The sequence below is a fragment of the Pseudomonas sp. SR18 genome, assembly GCF_023701505.1.
Taxonomy (GTDB): Bacteria; Pseudomonadota; Gammaproteobacteria; order Pseudomonadales; family Pseudomonadaceae; genus Aquipseudomonas; species Aquipseudomonas cyclaminis.
Map to the genome: position 1 here is coordinate 54664 of NZ_JAMQAU010000023.1, position 16955 is coordinate 71618.

General features: G+C 61.5%; 14 protein-coding genes. 9 read left to right on the forward strand and 5 right to left on the reverse strand.

All coding sequences use genetic code 11. The annotated features are described in order from the left end of the window. Positions 1-77: 77 nt before the first annotated feature. Genes rsmA through NDJ82_RS25460 form a run of 4 tightly spaced genes read right to left on the reverse strand, consistent with a single transcriptional unit; the run spans position 78 to position 6001 of the window. Positions 78-890, reverse strand: coding sequence for a 16S rRNA (adenine(1518)-N(6)/adenine(1519)-N(6))-dimethyltransferase RsmA (gene rsmA / locus NDJ82_RS25445; RefSeq protein ID WP_099585669.1), 813 nt, complete (start codon positions 888-890; stop codon positions 78-80). After that, complete coding sequence (gene pdxA, locus NDJ82_RS25450) at positions 887-1876, reverse strand: 4-hydroxythreonine-4-phosphate dehydrogenase PdxA (protein ID WP_191946852.1); 990 nt, start codon at positions 1874-1876, stop codon at positions 887-889. Before pdxA ends, rsmA begins: the two co-directional genes overlap by 4 nt. Continuing rightward, a complete protein-coding gene (locus NDJ82_RS25455; protein WP_099585667.1) occupies positions 1873-3213 on the reverse strand; it encodes a peptidylprolyl isomerase in 1341 nt (446 codons plus the stop codon). The genes pdxA and NDJ82_RS25455 overlap by 4 nt, the downstream gene beginning before the upstream one ends. Further along, positions 3188-6001: an LPS-assembly protein LptD gene (locus tag NDJ82_RS25460; RefSeq protein WP_112192568.1), complete on the reverse strand. Its 2814-nt coding sequence runs from the start codon at positions 5999-6001 to the stop codon at positions 3188-3190. Before NDJ82_RS25460 ends, NDJ82_RS25455 begins: the two co-directional genes overlap by 26 nt. A gap of 130 nt (positions 6002-6131) precedes the next feature. On the opposite strand from NDJ82_RS25460, the gene NDJ82_RS25465 reads away from it, so the two are divergent. Genes NDJ82_RS25465 through NDJ82_RS25475 form a run of 3 tightly spaced genes read left to right on the forward strand, consistent with a single transcriptional unit; the run spans position 6132 to position 8597 of the window. Next, entirely contained in the window at positions 6132-7157 is a 1026-nt protein-coding gene (locus tag NDJ82_RS25465; RefSeq protein ID WP_250926537.1) for an aminoglycoside phosphotransferase family protein, read from the forward strand. Then, positions 7154-7828, forward strand: coding sequence for an N-acetylmuramate alpha-1-phosphate uridylyltransferase MurU (murU, locus tag NDJ82_RS25470; protein WP_250926538.1), 675 nt, complete (start codon positions 7154-7156; stop codon positions 7826-7828). Before NDJ82_RS25465 ends, murU begins: the two co-directional genes overlap by 4 nt. A 1-nt stretch (position 7829) precedes the next feature. Continuing rightward, a complete protein-coding gene (locus NDJ82_RS25475) occupies positions 7830-8597 on the forward strand; it encodes a TerB family tellurite resistance protein (RefSeq protein ID WP_099585663.1) in 768 nt (255 codons plus the stop codon). Positions 8598-8666: 69 nt separating this feature from the next. On the opposite strand, the gene NDJ82_RS25480 is transcribed toward NDJ82_RS25475, so the two are convergent. Then, a complete protein-coding gene (locus NDJ82_RS25480) occupies positions 8667-9641 on the reverse strand; it encodes an alpha/beta hydrolase family protein (protein WP_099585662.1) in 975 nt (324 codons plus the stop codon). A 77-nt stretch (positions 9642-9718) separates the two neighbouring features. Here NDJ82_RS25480 and NDJ82_RS25485 point away from each other — a divergent pair, with 77 nt between their 5' ends. The 6 genes from NDJ82_RS25485 to NDJ82_RS25510 all read left to right on the forward strand — a co-directional run bounded on the left by NDJ82_RS25485 (position 9719) and on the right by NDJ82_RS25510 (position 16916). Beyond that, the gene (locus NDJ82_RS25485; protein ID WP_250926539.1) at positions 9719-11713 is read left to right on the forward strand and encodes a PAS domain-containing sensor histidine kinase; all 1995 of its coding nucleotides are present in this window, start codon (positions 9719-9721) and stop codon (positions 11711-11713) included. 18 nt (positions 11714-11731) lie between these two features. Further along, entirely contained in the window at positions 11732-12361 is a 630-nt protein-coding gene (locus NDJ82_RS25490; protein WP_250926540.1) for a response regulator, read from the forward strand. 214 nt (positions 12362-12575) lie between these two features. Beyond that, positions 12576-13688 (forward strand): ABC transporter ATP-binding protein, encoded by a 1113-nt coding sequence (locus tag NDJ82_RS25495; protein ID WP_099585659.1) that lies wholly within the window; start codon positions 12576-12578, stop codon positions 13686-13688. A gap of 44 nt (positions 13689-13732) precedes the next feature. Beyond that, a complete protein-coding gene (locus NDJ82_RS25500; RefSeq protein WP_250926541.1) occupies positions 13733-14773 on the forward strand; it encodes an ABC transporter substrate-binding protein in 1041 nt (346 codons plus the stop codon). Positions 14774-14852: 79 nt separating this feature from the next. Beyond that, positions 14853-16079 carry an ABC transporter permease gene (locus tag NDJ82_RS25505; protein WP_099585657.1) on the forward strand — a complete coding sequence of 409 codons (1227 nt, stop codon included), beginning with the start codon at positions 14853-14855 and terminating at the stop codon, positions 16077-16079. A gap of 12 nt (positions 16080-16091) precedes the next feature. After that, complete coding sequence (locus NDJ82_RS25510; protein ID WP_017739612.1) at positions 16092-16916, forward strand: ABC transporter permease; 825 nt, start codon at positions 16092-16094, stop codon at positions 16914-16916. The last annotated feature ends 39 nt before the right edge of the window (positions 16917-16955 follow it).

Here is a 16955-nt window from a genome sequence, read left to right on the forward strand (position 1 = left end):
AGGACAGCAGATGCGGATCAGTCTAGGCCAAGAGGTGGGCACTAGGCCAGACATGTGTCTGGCCATGCCTGGGTGCTTCAGTCGGCGGCTGGCGCAGGCTGGATGGCAAGCTGGTCGGCCAGGCGCACAAACGCGGCGAGGTCCAGTTGCTCGGGGCGCAGGCTGCCGTCGACGCCGGCGGCTTCGATTTCGGCGTTGCTCAGCAGTGCTTTGAGCGTGTTGCGCAGGGTTTTGCGGCGCTGGTTGAACGCCTCGCGCACCACGCGCTCCAGCAACTTGTGATCCTTGGCCGGGTGCGGCAGAACGGCGTGTGGCACCAGGCGGACGATGGCCGAGTCGACCTTAGGTGGCGGATTGAATGCACCTGGACCTACGTTAAACAGGTGTTCAACACGGCAGTGGTACTGAACCATGATCGACAGACGGCCCCAGTCACCACCGCCAGGGCCTGCGGCCAGGCGCTCCACCACTTCTTTCTGCAGCATGAAGTGCATGTCGCGGATGATCCCGGCGTTGTTCAGCAGGTGGAAAATCAGCGGCGTAGAGATGTTGTACGGCAGGTTACCGACCACGCGCAGGCTGTTGGGCGCGGCGTTGAGGGAGTTGAAGTCGAACTTCAGTGCATCGCCCTGGTGCAGGTTGAAGTTGGATTTGCCGGCAAACTGCTGGTTGAGGATCGGGATCAGGTCCTTGTCCAGTTCAACCACGTCCAATTGGCCACCGCTGGCCAGCAGGCCTTGGGTCAATGCGCCCTGGCCTGGGCCGATTTCCAGCAGGCGGTCTTCGGGCTTGGCATGGATGGAGCGCAGGATGCGGTCGATCACGCCGGCGTCGTGCAGGAAGTTTTGCCCGAAACGCTTGCGCGCCCGGTGTTGGTAATGCTCAGTCATATACGGGTCTCGGCCATCTGATAGGCGGTTTCCAGGGCCACGTGCAGGCTGCCGGTATCGATCTTGCCGCTGCCCGCCAGGTCCAGGGCAGTGCCATGGTCGACGGACGTGCGGATGATCGGCAGGCCCAGTGTCACGTTGACGGCGGCGCCGAAGCCTTTGTATTTCAGCACCGGCAGCCCCTGGTCATGGTACATCGCCAGCACTGCGTCGCAGTGCTCCAGATATTTGGGGGTAAACAGAGTGTCCGCTGGCAGTGGGCCACGCAGGTCCATGCCTTCTTGGCGCAGACGCTCCAGGGTTGGTTCGATGATGTCGATTTCTTCATGGCCCAAATGACCGCCTTCACCGGCATGGGGGTTGAGCCCGCAGACCAGGATGCGCGGTTGGGCGATGCCGAATTTTTGCTGCAGATCGGCGTGCAGGATGCGCGTGACGCGCTCCACGCGTTCAGCGGTGATGGCGTCGGCAATCTCACGCAGCGGCAGGTGTGTGGTCACCAGTGCGACCCGCAGGCCGTGCGTTGCCAGCATCATCACGACTTGTTCGGTGTGGGTCAGTTCAGCGAGGAATTCGGTGTGGCCGGAAAAGGCGATGCCGGATTCGTTGATCACACCCTTGTGTACCGGGCCGGTAATCATGCCTGCGAAGTCGCCGTCGATGCAGCCTTGCCCGGCGCGGGTCAGGGTTTGCAGCACAAATGCCGCATTGGCTTTGTCCAGTTGCCCGGCAATCACCTTGGCTGCAAGTGGGGTATCCCACACATACAGGCTACCGGCTGGCGCCGGCAGGTCGGGCCAGTTGCCCGGTGCCACGTCCAGCACGTTGACGGCCACACCCAGTTGCGCGGCCCGCTCAATGAGCAGGTCGCGGCTGGTGATGGCAATCAGGGGGTGTGGCTGGGGCTGCGAGGCGAGCAGCAGGCACAGGTCTGGACCTATACCGGCCGGCTCGCCGGGTGTTACCGCGAAACGCTGGGGTTTCACTGTACTGCCTGGTCGGTGCCTGTTTGCTCGGCGCCTGGCAGCTTGTTTTCCACGTAGGCTTCGTCACGGATCTGACGCAACCACGTTTGCAGCTCTTCGTCGTATTTGCGGTTACGCAGTACGTTCAGTGCTTGTTGCTCGCGGGCCTGGCTGGTGTTGTCGGTGGCGCGACGGCCAAGGACTTCCAGTACATGCCAGCCATATTGGGTCTTGAACGGCTTGGACAGCACGCCCTGTGGCGTATCGGCCATGACCTGCTGGAACTCCGGCACCAGGGCTTTCGGGTCGATCCAGTTCAGGTCGCCGCCGTTGAGGGCCGAACCAGGGTCTTCCGAAAAGCTCTTGGCCAGGGTGGCGAAGTCTTCACCGCCTTCGATGCGGTCATAGATCTTCTGGGCCAGTTCCTTGGTTTGTGCTTCGGTGCGGATCTCGCTTGGTTTGACCAGGATATGACGAACATGCACTTCGTCTTTCAGCGAGGTCTCGCCACCGCGACGTTCCAGCAACTTCAGGATGATGAAACCGCCTGGGGTGCGCGCTGGCTGGGTGATACCACCCACTTCCATGGCGCTCAGCTCGCGGTCAAACGGAGGTGGCAACTGAGCAGCTTTACGCCAGCCCATGTCGCCGCCTTCAAGAGCGTTGTCGCTGCCGGACTGGGCAATTGCCATCTGGGCAAAATCTGCACCCGCCTTCAGGCGCTCATAAATGGCCTGGGTCTTGGCGGCGGCGGCATTGAGCTGCTCGGAGTTGGCACTGTCCGGGGTCGGGATCAGGATATTGGCCAGGTGCAGTTCTTCGGAAAGCTGCATCTTGCCCAGGTCCGACGCCAGGAAGTTCTTCACTTCCTGTTCGGACACCTGAACCCGCTCGGCCACCCGGCGCTGACGCACACGGCTGATGATCATCTCGCGGCGGATCTGGTCACGGGCGTCTTCATAGGAGAGACCGTCGTGAGCCAGGGCGGCGCGGAACTGATCGATGCTCATGTTGTTGCGTTGCGCAATGGTGCCAACGGCCTGGTTCAGCTCTTCGTCCGAAATGCGGATGCCGGAGCGGTCGCCGATCTGCAGTTGCAGGTTTTCAACGATCAGACGTTCCAATACCTGTTGGTCCAAGACGCTGGTAGGCGGCACACCACCGCCACGCTTGGCGATGGTTTGCTGAACTTCCTTGACGCGTTGGTCCAGTTGGCTCTGCATGATCACGTCGTTATCGACGATGGCCACAACCTTGTCCAGCTGTTGAACCGCAGCGTGTGCCGATGCGGTCCCCAGGAACAGTGCGCCCAGCACTAGCGGGCGCAGACAATCAGAAAGCTTGGTCTTCACGTTCACGATAACCTTCAATGCCTTTGTCGAGGAAGCTCTCTACCTTGGCGCCGGTCAGGCCGCCGAGTCCTTTGAGGACGATTTGCAGGAAGAGCCCGTGGTCACCCTTTTCGTTCAGCGGGGCGATCTGGCTGTATTCGTCGTTGGAAACCCAGTAACGGTTGATGACGCGCAGTTTCCAGCAGCAGTTGTCGTACTCGAAACCACCGAAGGCTTCCAGGGTACGGTTGCGTGCGTAGTCATACTGCCAGCGGGTGATCAGGTTCCACTGAGGAATGATCGGCCACATCATCGAGAAATCGTGTTGTTGGATTTTGTAGTAATCCTTCACGTAGTTCGCCGAGCCTGGTGTGCCGTAGTCGCCACCGAACTGCCATTTACCGGTCAGCTGGTTGTAGACGACCTGGTCGTTACGATAGCGATAACCGACGTTGATGATCTTGTTCGGGTTGTCTTCCGGCTGGTAATGAAGCATCGCGCTGCCGGAGCGAGGGCTGTGCTCCTCGGTGTCCCAGTTGTAGTCGGCAGTGGCGCGCCAGTCACGGTTGAAGCGGAACTCGTAGTCCAGGGCAACCGGCGATACGTCAGACTGTGCATCGGCACGGTCGGCAGCCAGGACACCTGGAAGTTGCACTTCACGGTCCTTGAAATACAGCGCCTGGCCCACGGCCACACGTTGACGCTCGAAGCCGTTTTCTTCGATCCAGCGGCTGGTCACGCCCAGGGACAGCTTGTTTTCGTCGCCGATACGGTCGGAGCCGCTGAAGCGGTTGTCGCGGAACAGCGACGCGTAGCTGAAGGAGGTTTCGCTGGTGTCGAACACCGGAATATCGCTTTGGTCCTTGTTCGGTACGTACAGGTAGAACGCACGCGGCTCAAGGGTCTGGCGATAGTCTTTGCCGAACCAGTTGGTATTGCGGTCGAAATACAGGCCGCTGTCTACGCTGGCTACAGGAATTGCACGGTCCTGGGAGCTTTTGAACGTGCCACCGTTATATTGGGTGCCAGCTGTCGCCGCTGCAGCTTGTGCAGCGATGATGTCGTTCTTGCCTTTGTTGTCCAGGTCAAGATCGTACTTGGTGTAGACGTACTTGAGCTTCGGCGTCACAAAGCCGTAGGTCCAGTTCATCGGGTAGGAGACGGCTGGCGCCACGTTCAGGCGAGTACCGTTTGCACGGGTCAGGCCGTTGACGTAAGTGTCCAGGCGGCGCTCGGAATCACCATTTTCGTTGATGAAGTTGCCGCTTTCCAGGCTGCGTTCAAACCGAACTGCTTCGGTCTCGTAGCTGAAGTTCAAACCACCTGGGTGGTAGGGCAACTGACCATTGAAGGTGATCTGAGGCAGTCGGTCGTAAGGCGTGATCTGGGAGATCGTGGCCAGCTGATAAGCCTGGACATTCAAGCGCGCCTTGAAGGAGTCGCCGCGATAACTCACGGAACCCTGCTGGTTGACGAAGGATTGGCTCTCGACACCTTCCTGGTAGGACTTGAGGTCCTGGAAGTAATAGGGGTCGCTGATCTTTGTGTAGTCGACCTGGGTCAGTACACGCGAATCCAGCCCACCTTTATGCTGCCAATTGAGCATATAGCGGGTTTTTTCGTAATCGGTCTGCAGCTTGCGTTCGTCGTTGTCGTCGTTGAGGTACGCGCCGCCGAACTGGCCTTCGCTGGACTTGGTGAGGTAGCGGAATTCGCCTTCCATCATCATGCCGCGCTTGGTCATGTATTGCGGGTACAACGTGGCGTCGTAGTTAGGCGCCAGGTTGAAGTAGTACGGCGTGACCAGGGTGAAGCCGGTTTCGCTGCCGGTGCTGAAGCTCGGCGGCAGGAAGCCGGACTGACGACGATCGTCGATCGGGAAATAGATATACGGGGTATACAGGATCGGGATGTTCTTGATCCGCAACGTCGCGTTGGTGGCGGTACCGAAACCGGTGGCCGGGTTCAACGTGATGTTGTTGCCCCTGAGTTGCCAGGCGTTGCTGTCCGGCTCGCAGGTGGTGTACGTACCGTCCTTGAGACGGATGATCGCGTTTTCGGCACGCTTGGCGTACAGCGCGTTACCGCGGATACGTGACTTGTGCATTACGTATTCGGCGTTGTCGATCTGCGCCGCACCCGTGTCCAGCTGAACCTGGGCGTGGTCGCCGACGATCAGGGCACCGTTGTCGCGCAGTCGTACGTTGCCGTTCAGCTCGCCGCGGCTTTCCGCCTGGTACAGGCTGGCTTCTTCGGCTTCAAGCTGCATGCTGCCCTGGCGCATGACAACGTCACCGGCCAGGGTTGCGACTTGTTGTTCCTGCTCGTAACGAGAGGCCTTGGCACCGATGAAGGTGGGCGCATCGCTCTTGTTCGTCTTGTCGTTCATGCCAGGACGATTCGGCTCGATGTACGCACCGCCGCAATAAGGACCGGTTTCGGCCAACTGGGCTGCGGTCAACTTTTCGCGAGGTACCCAGTCCAAGTGGCTGTAATCGGCGCTGCGCGAGCGCAGGCCACGGCCCTTGGATTCGGTGACCAGTGCAGTCTTGGGTTCGGCCGCGGCACTGCCACCAGCATCGGCCTGCGCCGTGCTGTTGGCCGAGCTGACGGCAGCGCCGTCATGCACCGGGCGCGGTGGCAACGGGGCAGCGGCGGTTTTCGGCGCGCAATCCCAGGCACCCGAAGCAGAGACTGAGCAGTCATACTGTTCCGCGGCGACCACGAATGAGGTGGCGAAGGGTTGCATGGCCAGCAGACTGCCGGTTACCAGCAACGGAAATTTTCTACGAAACGCGGGGGATTTCAATGCCATCTTATTAGTCCGGGCTTCCTGCGTGCCATCTGCCCGCGGTTTGGGCCGCACGCCTCTCGATGGTCTGAAAAAGATGCGTGATAATAAAGCATGCCCCGCTTGACGGCTAGCGCCGTCGGAGACCCTTGTAATGCCCGAGCAAGATCTACGTTTACAACAGCTGGAAGTCTGGCTGGATGAGCAGTTGCCGATCCTTTTCAACGCTCAGGACTGGGGCCCCGTACCCCCGGCCACATTGACTGCGGCCAGCAGCGACGCGAGTTTCAGGCGTTACTTCCGTTGGGAAGGCGGCGGCCGGACTTTCGTGGTAATGGACGCGCCGCCCCCCCAGGAAAACTGCAAACCCTTCGTCGATATCGCCCATTTACTGGCGAAGTCGGGCGTAAATGTTCCAAAAATTTATGCAGAAGATCTGCCGCGCGGCTTTCTTTTGCTCAATGACCTTGGCAGAAAAACCTACCTGGACGTGATTGACGAGCAAAACGCCGATCAACTCTTTGCCGACGCCATCAATGCCTTGCTGGCGTTCCAACAGTTGCCGATGGAGGCGCCGCTGCCCAGTTATGACGTCGCCTTGTTGCGCCGCGAGCTGGAACTCTTCCCCGAGTGGTACATACGCCGCCATCTGGGCGTCGAGTTGGATGCACAACAACAAGACCTTTGGCAGCGTGTCAGCGACCGCCTGATCGAGAGCGCCCTGGCGCAACCCAAAGTGCTGGTGCACCGCGACTACATGCCGCGCAACCTGATGATCAGCGAGCCGAACCCCGGCGTGCTGGATTTCCAGGACGCGGTCTACGGCCCGGTCACCTACGACATTACCTGCCTGTTCAAGGACGCCTTCCTCAGCTGGCCCCAGGGGCGCGTGCGCGAATGGCAGCGCGGCTATTGGAAGCGTGCAGGCCAGGCTGGCATCCCGGTGCACGAGGATTTCGATGACTTCCTGCGTGCCAGCGACCTGATGGGCGTGCAGCGCCACCTCAAGGTCATCGGCATCTTCGCGCGCATTTGCCATCGCGACGGCAAGCCGCGCTACCTGGCCGACGTGCCGCGTTTCTTTGCTTATATAGAAGCAGTGATCGCGGATCGTCCGGAGTTGAGCGAATTGGCTGAGTTGCTCACCAGCCTGCGCCAACCCGCTGAGGCAATGGTATGAAGGCCATGATCCTGGCCGCCGGCAAAGGCGAGCGGATGCGTCCGCTCACCTTGCACACGCCCAAGCCGCTGGTGCAGGCCGGCGGCAAGCGGCTGATCGAATATCACCTGGAGGCGCTGGCCAAGGCTGGTTTCACCGATATCGTGATCAACCACGCCTGGCTCGGTCAGCAGATCGAGAGCTACCTGGGGGATGGCGCACAGTTTGGCTTGCGCATCCGCTACTCCCCGGAGGGCGAACCGCTGGAAACCGGTGGCGGGATTTTCCGGGCGTTGCCGTTGCTGGGGGATGAGCCTTTCCTGGTGGTCAATGGCGATATCTGGACCGATTACGACTTCACCCCACTCAATCGGCCGCTCAAGGGCCTGGCCCATTTGGTGATGGTCGACAACCCGGCGCATCACCCTTCGGGCGGTGATTTCTACCTGGACGAGGGTCTGCTTCATGATGCGGCGCCCGGTGCCGATAACCTGACCTTCAGTGGCATTTCAGTGCTCGACCCTCAATTGTTCGCGGGTTGCAGCGCCGGTGCCTTCAAGCTGGCGCCTCTATTGCGCGAGGCCATGGCTAAAGGTTTGGTAACGGGGGAACACATGGCGGGACGCTGGATTGATGTCGGCACGCTGGAGCGCCTGGCGCAAGTCGAAACCCTGCTGACAGCGGGGCAGTAGCATGTTGTGGCCAGGGACGCTGATCGGCGCCGGGGCTGGCTTCGCCATTGCCAGTATTCCAGGGGCCTTGTTGGGTGCATTGCTGGGCCAGGCCCTGGACCGTCGAATGCAACTGCACAGCTGGGCTCAGCTGCGCGAGCGCATGGGTGGTCGTCCGGTGCTGCGCAATGATGAGTTGTTGTTTGTATTGCTCGGGCGCCTGGCCAAAAGCAACGGGCGCGTGGTCGACGGGCATATTCAGCAGGCGCGACAGGAGATGCGTTCGCTGGACATGACCGAGTCCGCGCAGCGCCGCGCGATTGCCGCGTTCAATCGGGGTAAGTCCGGCTCAGACCGTGTGCGCAGTTATCTGCGTGTGCTCAAGGCCCAGCCCCATGCAGCGGAAGGTGTGTTGCGCGCCTGTTGGCGGATGGTCTGGGCGGACGGCAGGGCGGATGACGCCGAGCGCGACCTGATCGACTTGTGGGGCAAGTGGTTGGGCTGGACACCGCAGCAGCTCAAGGCCTTGGCGGCGGACTACACACCCGAGCGCAAGACGCTGGTCAATCGCGGCGGCAGTTATCAGGACGCGCTGCGCTTGCTAGGTGTAACCGCCACCACCGAACCGTCGGTCATCAAGCGTGCCTACCGTCGGCTGCTCAGCCGCCACCACCCGGATAAAGTCGCCGGCGGTGGCGCCACCCCTACGCAAGTGCATGAGGCCACCGAGCGCACTCGCGAGCTGCATAACGCCTATGCGCTGATTCGTGAGCGCCGGGATTTTCGTTAGATTCACGGATAACCATAAACCAATGTGGGAGGGGGCAAGACCCTTCCCTCATTGGGTATGTACTGTTCCTCAGTCGGTGCTGGCCTGCGGGCTCAACCATCCGCGAATCCTGCGATACAACTGCTCCTGTTCCGCAGCGCTGTTGCCGGGCAAGGTCTTCAGTGACACCTGCTTGTAGCCATCGTTCTTCAATCGCTTGGCTGCCTGGGCACGGGCCTGGGCGTTTTTGCGTGCCTGTGCGTTGTCCTGATAGTAGACATCGGCAGTCGGCAGTTTCAGTCCGGGCGCCAGTTGCTGCACATCCGGATGGCGCCCGTTAGGCGTCTGCGCCGCGACCATCACAAACTTTTGCACTTGAGACGGCTGTTTCTCGCTCAGGTAACGTGCAGCCCACCAGGCGCCAGTGCCATGGCCCACCAGCACCACACTGCGTGCGCTTTGGGTCTGGGCAAAGGCCACGGCCGCGTCAATGCGGTCAAAGATGCGCGAGGCGTCGGTCTTGTCTTGCTCGTCGACACCCGGCACCACTGACGGATCGGTGCCTTCGGCTTCGGCGCTGGCGGCTTGTTCGATCGGTTTGTCGGCGGTGCTCGCGTCCTTGCTGCTGGTGTCGACGGTGGCCTTGGGCGCTTCCATCACGCGCGGCGGCAGGGTGTCGACGCTCACATCCGGCAACGACAGGCTGAGACTGCCCCAATTGGCGTCCGGCAATTTGCGTCGCAACGGGCCGATTGCTTGCGGCCAGTCAGCACTTTCACCGCTGCCGGGTACGATAATCACCACGCCTTCGGGTTCGGCGCTGTTGGCCGGTTTCCACAGGGCGAGGAATGAGTCGCTGCCGGCCTGCAGCTGTTGCTGTTCCTGCTGCGGTATCGTGCGCTCCAGCGCGCTGGCGTCTTCCTGGCTGCGCTCAAGCAGGGGTTGGCGCTCGACAGGTTTTTCGGCAGCCGGCGCGGGGGCGTCAGCAGCCTGTACAGAAAAGGCACTGGTAAACAGCAGCGACAGGCACAATGCTGGCAGTGCCGAACGGTTTCGATAGGGCATCGTTGATTTCCGGCCAGAAGAGATTCCAGCAGCCTAAAGGGTTGGTCAGTTTTTGTCAGTGATGTGAGACGTGGATCATGGGTTTTCGCTGTCTGCTGGTTATCGGCTGTTTGTGCGTCGCCTTGATCGCAAACGCCTCCCCCGCGCCTGCCGCCCCGCAGGCGCAGCTCACTGCGCAGCAGCGCGAATGGCTGGCCCGGCACCCGGAGTTGCGGGTGGGCGTGGTGCTGCAAGTGCCCTACGCGCAGTACGACCGGCGCCTGCAGCGCTTGTCCGGGGCCAATGTGGAGTTGATGCAATCGCTGGCCAAGGCGCTGAATATCGAGCTGACCTGGCGCAACTTCCCTAACCAGGAGCAACTGGAAATCGCCGTCCGCGATGACGAAGTGGACATCGCCCCCGGCCTGCAACAAACCCCGGCTGGTTTGCGCCTGTGGTTATTCAGCGACCCCTATATGCGCGTGCCCCAGCATATCGTCGGCGTCCGCGAGGGCGGCGGCGCGGTGGAGCTGGAAAAACTCGACGATCAGTCCCGCGTTGCCGTGCGCATGCCCAGCGCGGTGGCCGATTACCTGCGCAGCACTTATCCGAGCCTCAACCTGCAAGGCGTGCCCATCGAGCGCCAAGCCTTGCAGTTGTTGGTCAGCCAGCAGGCACGTTATGCCGTGGTGGATGAAGCGCAATTGAGCCGACTGTCTGGCGAGGCCGAGTTCGCCGGCCTGGCGGTGGTGGGGGACATCGGTCTGCCGCAATTGCTGCGGGTGGCCACGCGCAGGGATTGGCCCGAACTGGCGGGCATCATGGAAAGTGCCCTGGCCGCTATCCCCGCCCGCGACCTGGATCAACTGCACAGCCGTTGGCTGCAACCCAAATACCCACGGTTATCGGAGTCGCCTGGGCTGTGGCAGAACCTCAGCCTGTTGCTGAGCCTGCTGCTGCTCGCCAGTCTGGCGACCGTGTTCTGGCAGCGCCGCCAGCAACGCGTGCTCGAACATGGACTGCTGGCTGCGCGGGAAGAAAGCGCCGCCCGCGCCGCGGGTGCGCAAGCGCTGCGGTTGACGCAGTTTTCCATCGACCAAAGCACCGTCGGCATCCTATGGGTCAATTGGGACAGCCATGTGCGCTACGCCAACCACGCCGCCGAAAGCATGCTCGGTTACGCCCCGGGTGCGCTGATCGAGCGCCCGCTCGTCGACCTCGACCCGACCCTGGACATGGACCGTTGGCTCAACCTGTGGAAGCGCGCACGGGCCAGCGAAGAGGGGCCGCAGAACTTCGCCACCGATTGTTTACGCGCCGACGGCAGCATCCTGCCGGCCAACGTGTCCTTGAGCTTTCTGCGGTTTGCCGAGGCCGAGTACCTGGTGGTCTACCTGAACGATGTCACCGAGTTGCGCCGCACGCTGGCCGCGTTGATGCAAAGTGAAGCGCAACTGCGCGAACTCTCGGCCCACCTGGAAACCGTGCGCGAAGAAGAAAAAGCCCGCATCGCTCGGGAGGTTCACGATGAGCTCGGGCAGATGCTCACCGTGCTCAAGCTGGAAACCTCCATGTGCGAGTTGGCCTATGCGCAACTGGACCCCGGCCTGCACGAGCGCTTGAACAGCATGAAGCGCCTGATCGCTCAACTGTTCCAACTGGTGCGGGACGTCGCGACGGCGCTGCGCCCACCGATTCTCGACGCCGGCATCGCCTCCGCGATTGAATGGCAGGCCCGACGCTTCGAAGCGCGCACGCAGATTCCCTGCCTGGTTCAGGTGCCGGATAACCTGCCGGCCCTGAGCGACGCCAAGGCCATCGGCCTGTTTCGTATCCTGCAGGAAGCGCTGACCAACGTGATGCGCCATGCCCAGGCGCATACTGTGGAGCTGACCCTGGCCATAGAAGGCACGGATTTGCGGCTGACCATCAGCGACGACGGGGTCGGTTTCGTCCAGCCTGAAGGCCGTGCGGTATCGTTTGGCCTGGTCGGTATGCGCGAGCGCGTGCTGATCATGGGCGGGCAATTGAGCCTGCACAGCGAGTTGGGGGAGGGCACTACCCTGAGTGTGACGGTGCCGCTGGATGCATAACACCAAGAGGAAATTCCTGTGATCCGTGTACTGGTAGCCGAAGACCACACCATCGTTCGCGAAGGCATCAAGCAACTGATCGGCCTGGCCAAAGACCTGCTGGTGGTGGGGGAGGCGAGCAATGGCGAGCAGTTGCTGGAGACCTTACGCCACGTGCCGTGCGAGGTGGTGTTGCTGGATGTCTCGATGCCCGGCGTCAACGGCCTGGAAGCCATTGCCCGGATCCGTGCATTGAGTAACCCGCCGGCGATCCTGGTGCTGTCGATGCACGATGAAGCGCAAATGGCTGCCCGCGCCCTGAAGGTCGGCGCCGCTGGTTACGCGACCAAGGACAGCGACCCGGCGCTGTTGCTCACGGCGATTCGCAAGGTCGCGGCGGGCGGGCGCTACATCGATCCGGATTTGGCGGACCGTATGGTCTTCGAAGTCGGCCTCACCGATGCCCGGCCGTTGCACTCGCTGCTCTCGGAGCGTGAGTTTTCGGTGTTCGAGCGCCTGGCTCAAGGCGCCAACGTCAATGACATCGCCCAGCAGCTGGCGCTGAGCAGCAAGACCATCAGCACCCACAAGGCGCGCTTGATGCAAAAGCTCAATATCACCTCCCTGGCTGATCTGGTGAAGTACGCCATGGAACACAAGCTGTTGTGACGACATGCCTGTTTGCGACCTGCTTTAAACCGCGCTGACGCGATGCCCGGCGCTTCGCACCACGGCACTGTTCCATTCCCGCCATCCGTGTAGGGCAATCCCTACCCCCAACCTTCCATCCGGCTGATGCAATTCTCTCCTGGCCCCCGATTTCCGGGGCCTCGCGCCTGGACTACGCTTGTGCCACAGCAGTCCAAAACACAAAGGTGCGGGTATGAGCGAGGTGGATTCAAATGATGTGCTGGTCAGCTTTCGTGGCGTGCAGAAGAGCTACGACGGCGAGAACCTGATCGTCAAAGACCTCAACCTGGAAATTCGCAAGGGCGAGTTCCTCACCTTGCTCGGGCCTTCCGGTTCGGGCAAGACCACCAGCCTGATGATGCTCGCGGGCTTTGAAACGCCGACCGCCGGTGAAATCCAGCTGGCCGGGCGTTCCATCAACAACGTGCCGCCGCACAAGCGCGACATCGGCATGGTGTTCCAGAACTATGCGCTGTTCCCGCACATGACCGTGGCCGAGAACCTGGCGTTTCCCTTGTCTGTACGCGGTTTGAGCAAGACCGACGTCAGCGAGCGGGTCAAGCGTGTGCTGAGCATGGTCCAGCTCGACGCCTTCGCTCAGCGCTACCCGGCGCAATTGTCTGGGGGCCAGCAACAGCGTGTGGCCCTGGCCCGTGCGCTGGTGTTCGAACCGCAATTGGTGCTGATGGATGAACCCCTCGGCGCTCTCGACAAACAACTGCGCGAACACATGCAGATGGAGATCAAGCACCTGCACCAACGCCTAGGTGTGACCGTGGTGTACGTGACCCATGACCAGGGTGAAGCCCTGACCATGTCCGACCGAGTGGCGGTGTTCCACCAGGGCGAGATCCAGCAGATCGCCCCGCCGCGCACCCTGTATGAAGAACCGAAGAACACTTTTGTCGCCAATTTCATCGGCGAGAACAACCGTCTCAATGGTCGTCTGCACAGCCATACCGGTGACCGCTGCGTGGTCGAGTTGGCGCGGGGCGAGAAGGTCGAAGCGCTGGCGATCAACGTCGGCCAGATCGGTGGCCCGGTCACGCTGTCGGTACGTCCGGAACGGGTCAGTCTCAATGGCTCCAGCGAAAGCTGCGTCAACCGCTTCTCCGGGCGGGTGGCGGAATTCATCTACCTGGGCGACCACGTGCGTGTGCGCCTGGAAGTCTGCGGCAAGGCCGATTTTTTTGTGAAACAACCGATTGCCGAGCTGGACCCAGCCCTGGCGGTCGGCGACGTGGTACCGATTGGCTGGCAAGTCGAGCACGTTCGCGCACTCGACCCACTTCTAGAGGCGAATTGATCGCCCCCATGGCTTCACCAACCCTGCACGTGGAGAGAACAACAATGTTGAGTTCCTTGAAGTATTCCGTTCTGGCATTGAGCTTGATGGGCGCGACACAGGCCATGGCGGGCCCGGACCTGACGGTCGTGTCCTTCGGCGGCGCGAATAAGGCGGCTCAGGTCAAGGCCTTCTACGCACCGTGGGAAAGCGCGGGTAACGGCAAGATCGTCGCCGGTGAGTACAACGGTGAAATGGCCAAGGTCAAAGCCATGGTCGACACCAAGAGCGTGTCCTGGGACCTGGTCGAAGTGGAATCGCCGGAACTGTCCCGCGGTTGCGACGAAGACATGTTCGAGCCGCTCGACCCGAAACTGTTCGGCGACAGCGCCAACTACGTGAAGGGCGCGATCCAGCCGTGCGGCGTGGGTTTCTTCGTGTGGTCGACGGTGCTGGCGTACAACGCCGACAAACTGGCTTCTGCGCCAACCAACTGGGCGGATTTCTGGGACACCAAGAAATTCCCGGGCAAGCGCGGCCTGCGTAAAGGCGCCAAGTACACCCTGGAATTCGCGTTGATGGCCGATGGCGTAGCGCCGAAGGATGTGTACAAAGTGCTGGCCGGCAAAGATGGCCAGGACCGTGCCTTCAAGAAACTCGACGAACTCAAGCCGTCGATCCAGTGGTGGGAAGCCGGCGCACAACCGCCGCAGTACCTCGCCTCGGGTGACGTAGTGATGAGCTCGGCCTACAACGGCCGCATCGCTGCCGTGCAGAAAGAAAGCAACCTGAAAGTGGTGTGGAACGGCGGCATCTACGACTTCGACGCGTGGGCCATTCCAAAAGGCCTGGCCAAGGATCGTGCCGAAGCGGCGAAGAAATTCATCGCCTTCTCGGTCGCGCCGCAGCAGCAGAAGACCTACTCGGAAAACATCGCCTACGGCCCGGCCAACACCCAAGCCGTACCGTTGCTGGCCAAGGACATCCTCAAGGACATGCCGACCACGCCAGAGAACATCGCCAACCAGGTGCAGATCGACGTGAGCTTCTGGGCGGATAACGGCGAGCAACTGGAGCAGCGCTTCAATTCCTGGGCTGCTAAATAACACCGCCTAACCTCTGTGGGGGGGGGGAAGCCCCCTCCCACAGGAGATCTGCATTTATCTTCAAGATCCGGAGTTTGCCATGGCCATCGCCATCCCCACCCTCAAGCAGCGCCTGGCGCGTGCCGAGCGGCTCAATCGCTGGAAGGCCCAGGCCTTGATTGCGCCGCTGGTGCTGTTTTTGCTGCTGGTGTTCCTGGTGCCGATCGTCGCGCTGTTGTTTAAAAGCGTCGGCAACCCGGAAGTGGTGGGCGGTTTGCCGCGTACCGTGGTGGCGGTGACTGCCTGGGACGGCCGTGGCCTGCCCGGCGAGCCGGTGTACCAGGCCCTCAGTGAGGACTTGGGCGAGGCGCGTAAAAACCAGACCCTGGGCGATCTGTCCAAACGCTTGAACATGGAACTGGCCGGCTATCGCAGCCTGCTGACCAAAACCGCGCGGGCGCTGCCGTTTACCGAAGCGCCGGCCTCTTATAAAGAAGCGCTGGAAACCCTCGACGAACGCTGGGGCGACCCGGCGTACTGGCAGGCGATCCGGCGCAATACCAGCAGCCTGACGCCGTTCTATCTGCTGGCGGCCGTGGATCACCGTATCGACGACCTCGGCGAAGTGGCCCCGGCCACCCCGGACCAGGCGATCTACCTGGACATCTTCGCCCGCACCTTCTGGATGGGCCTGGTGATCACCGTGATCTGCCTGTTGCTGGCCTATCCCCTGGCGTATCTGCTGGCCAACCTGCCGGCGCGTAAAAGCAACCTGCTGATGATCCTGGTGTTGCTGCCGTTCTGGACCTCGATCCTGGTGCGAGTGGCGGCGTGGATCGTGCTGTTGCAGTCCGGCGGCCTGATCAACAGCGCGCTGATGGGCATGGGATTGATCGATAAGCCCCTGGAGTTGGTGTTCAACCGCACCGGGGTCTACATCTCCATGGTGCACATTCTGTTGCCGTTCATGATCCTGCCGATCTACAGCGTGATGAAAGGCATCTCGCCGACCTACATGCGTGCCGCTATTTCCCTGGGCTGCCACCCGTTTGCCAGTTTCTGGCGGGTGTACTTCCCGCAGACCTACGCCGGTGTGGGCGCCGGTTGCCTGTTGGTGTTCATCCTGGCGATTGGTTACTACATCACCCCGGCCTTGCTGGGCAGCCCGAACGACCAGATGGTCAGCTACTTCGTGGCCTTCTACACCAACACCAGCATCAACTGGGGCATGGCGACGGCGTTGGGCGGCTTGCTGCTGCTGGCGACCGTGGTGCTGTACCTGATCTACAACCGTCTGGTCGGCGCCAGCCGCCTGCGCCTGAGCTGAGGAGACCTTGCGATGCTGAGCCCTTACATGTCGCCCGTTGAGCGGGTTTGGTTCTACAGCTTGCGGATCCTCTGCGGCTTGATCCTGCTGTTCCTGATCCTGCCGGTGCTGGTCATCATCCCGCTGTCGTTCAACAGCGGCAGTTTCCTGGTGTACCCGTTGCAGGGCTTCTCGCTGCACTGGTACCAGGATTTCTTCGCCTCGGCCGAGTGGATGCGTGCGCTGAAGAACAGCATCATCGTCGCCCCGGCAGCCACGGTATTGGCCATGGTGTTCGGTACCCTGGCGGCAATTGGCCTGACCCGTGGCAATTTCCCTGGCAAGGCGCTGGTGATGGCCCTGGTGATTTCGCCGATGGTGGTGCCGGTGGTGATCATCGGCGTGGCCAGCTACCTGTTCTTTGCGCCGCTGGGTTTGGGTAACAGTTTCTTCTCGCTGATCGTGGTGCACGCGGTGTTGGGCGTGCCGTTTGTGATCATCACGGTGTCGGCGACATTGCAGGGGTTCAACCACAATCTGGTGCGTGCGGCGGCCAGTCTGGGGGCTTCGCCACTCACCGCGTTTCGTCGGGTGACCTTGCCGTTGATTGCACCGGGGGTGATATCCGGGGCGCTGTTTGCGTTCGCGACCTCGTTCGACGAGGTGGTGGTGACGCTGTTCCTTGCCGGCCCGGAGCAAGCGACCCTGCCACGGCAGATGTTCAGCGGTATCCGCGAAAACCTCAGCCCCACCATTGCCGCAGCGGCGACCTTGTTGATTGCGTTCTCGGTGTTGCTGTTGCTGACCCTGGAATGGCTGCGCGGCCGTAGCGAGAAGCTGCGTACTGCCCAGGTCTAAAGCGCAGCGCAGATCAAAGTGTGGGAGCGGGTTTGCCCC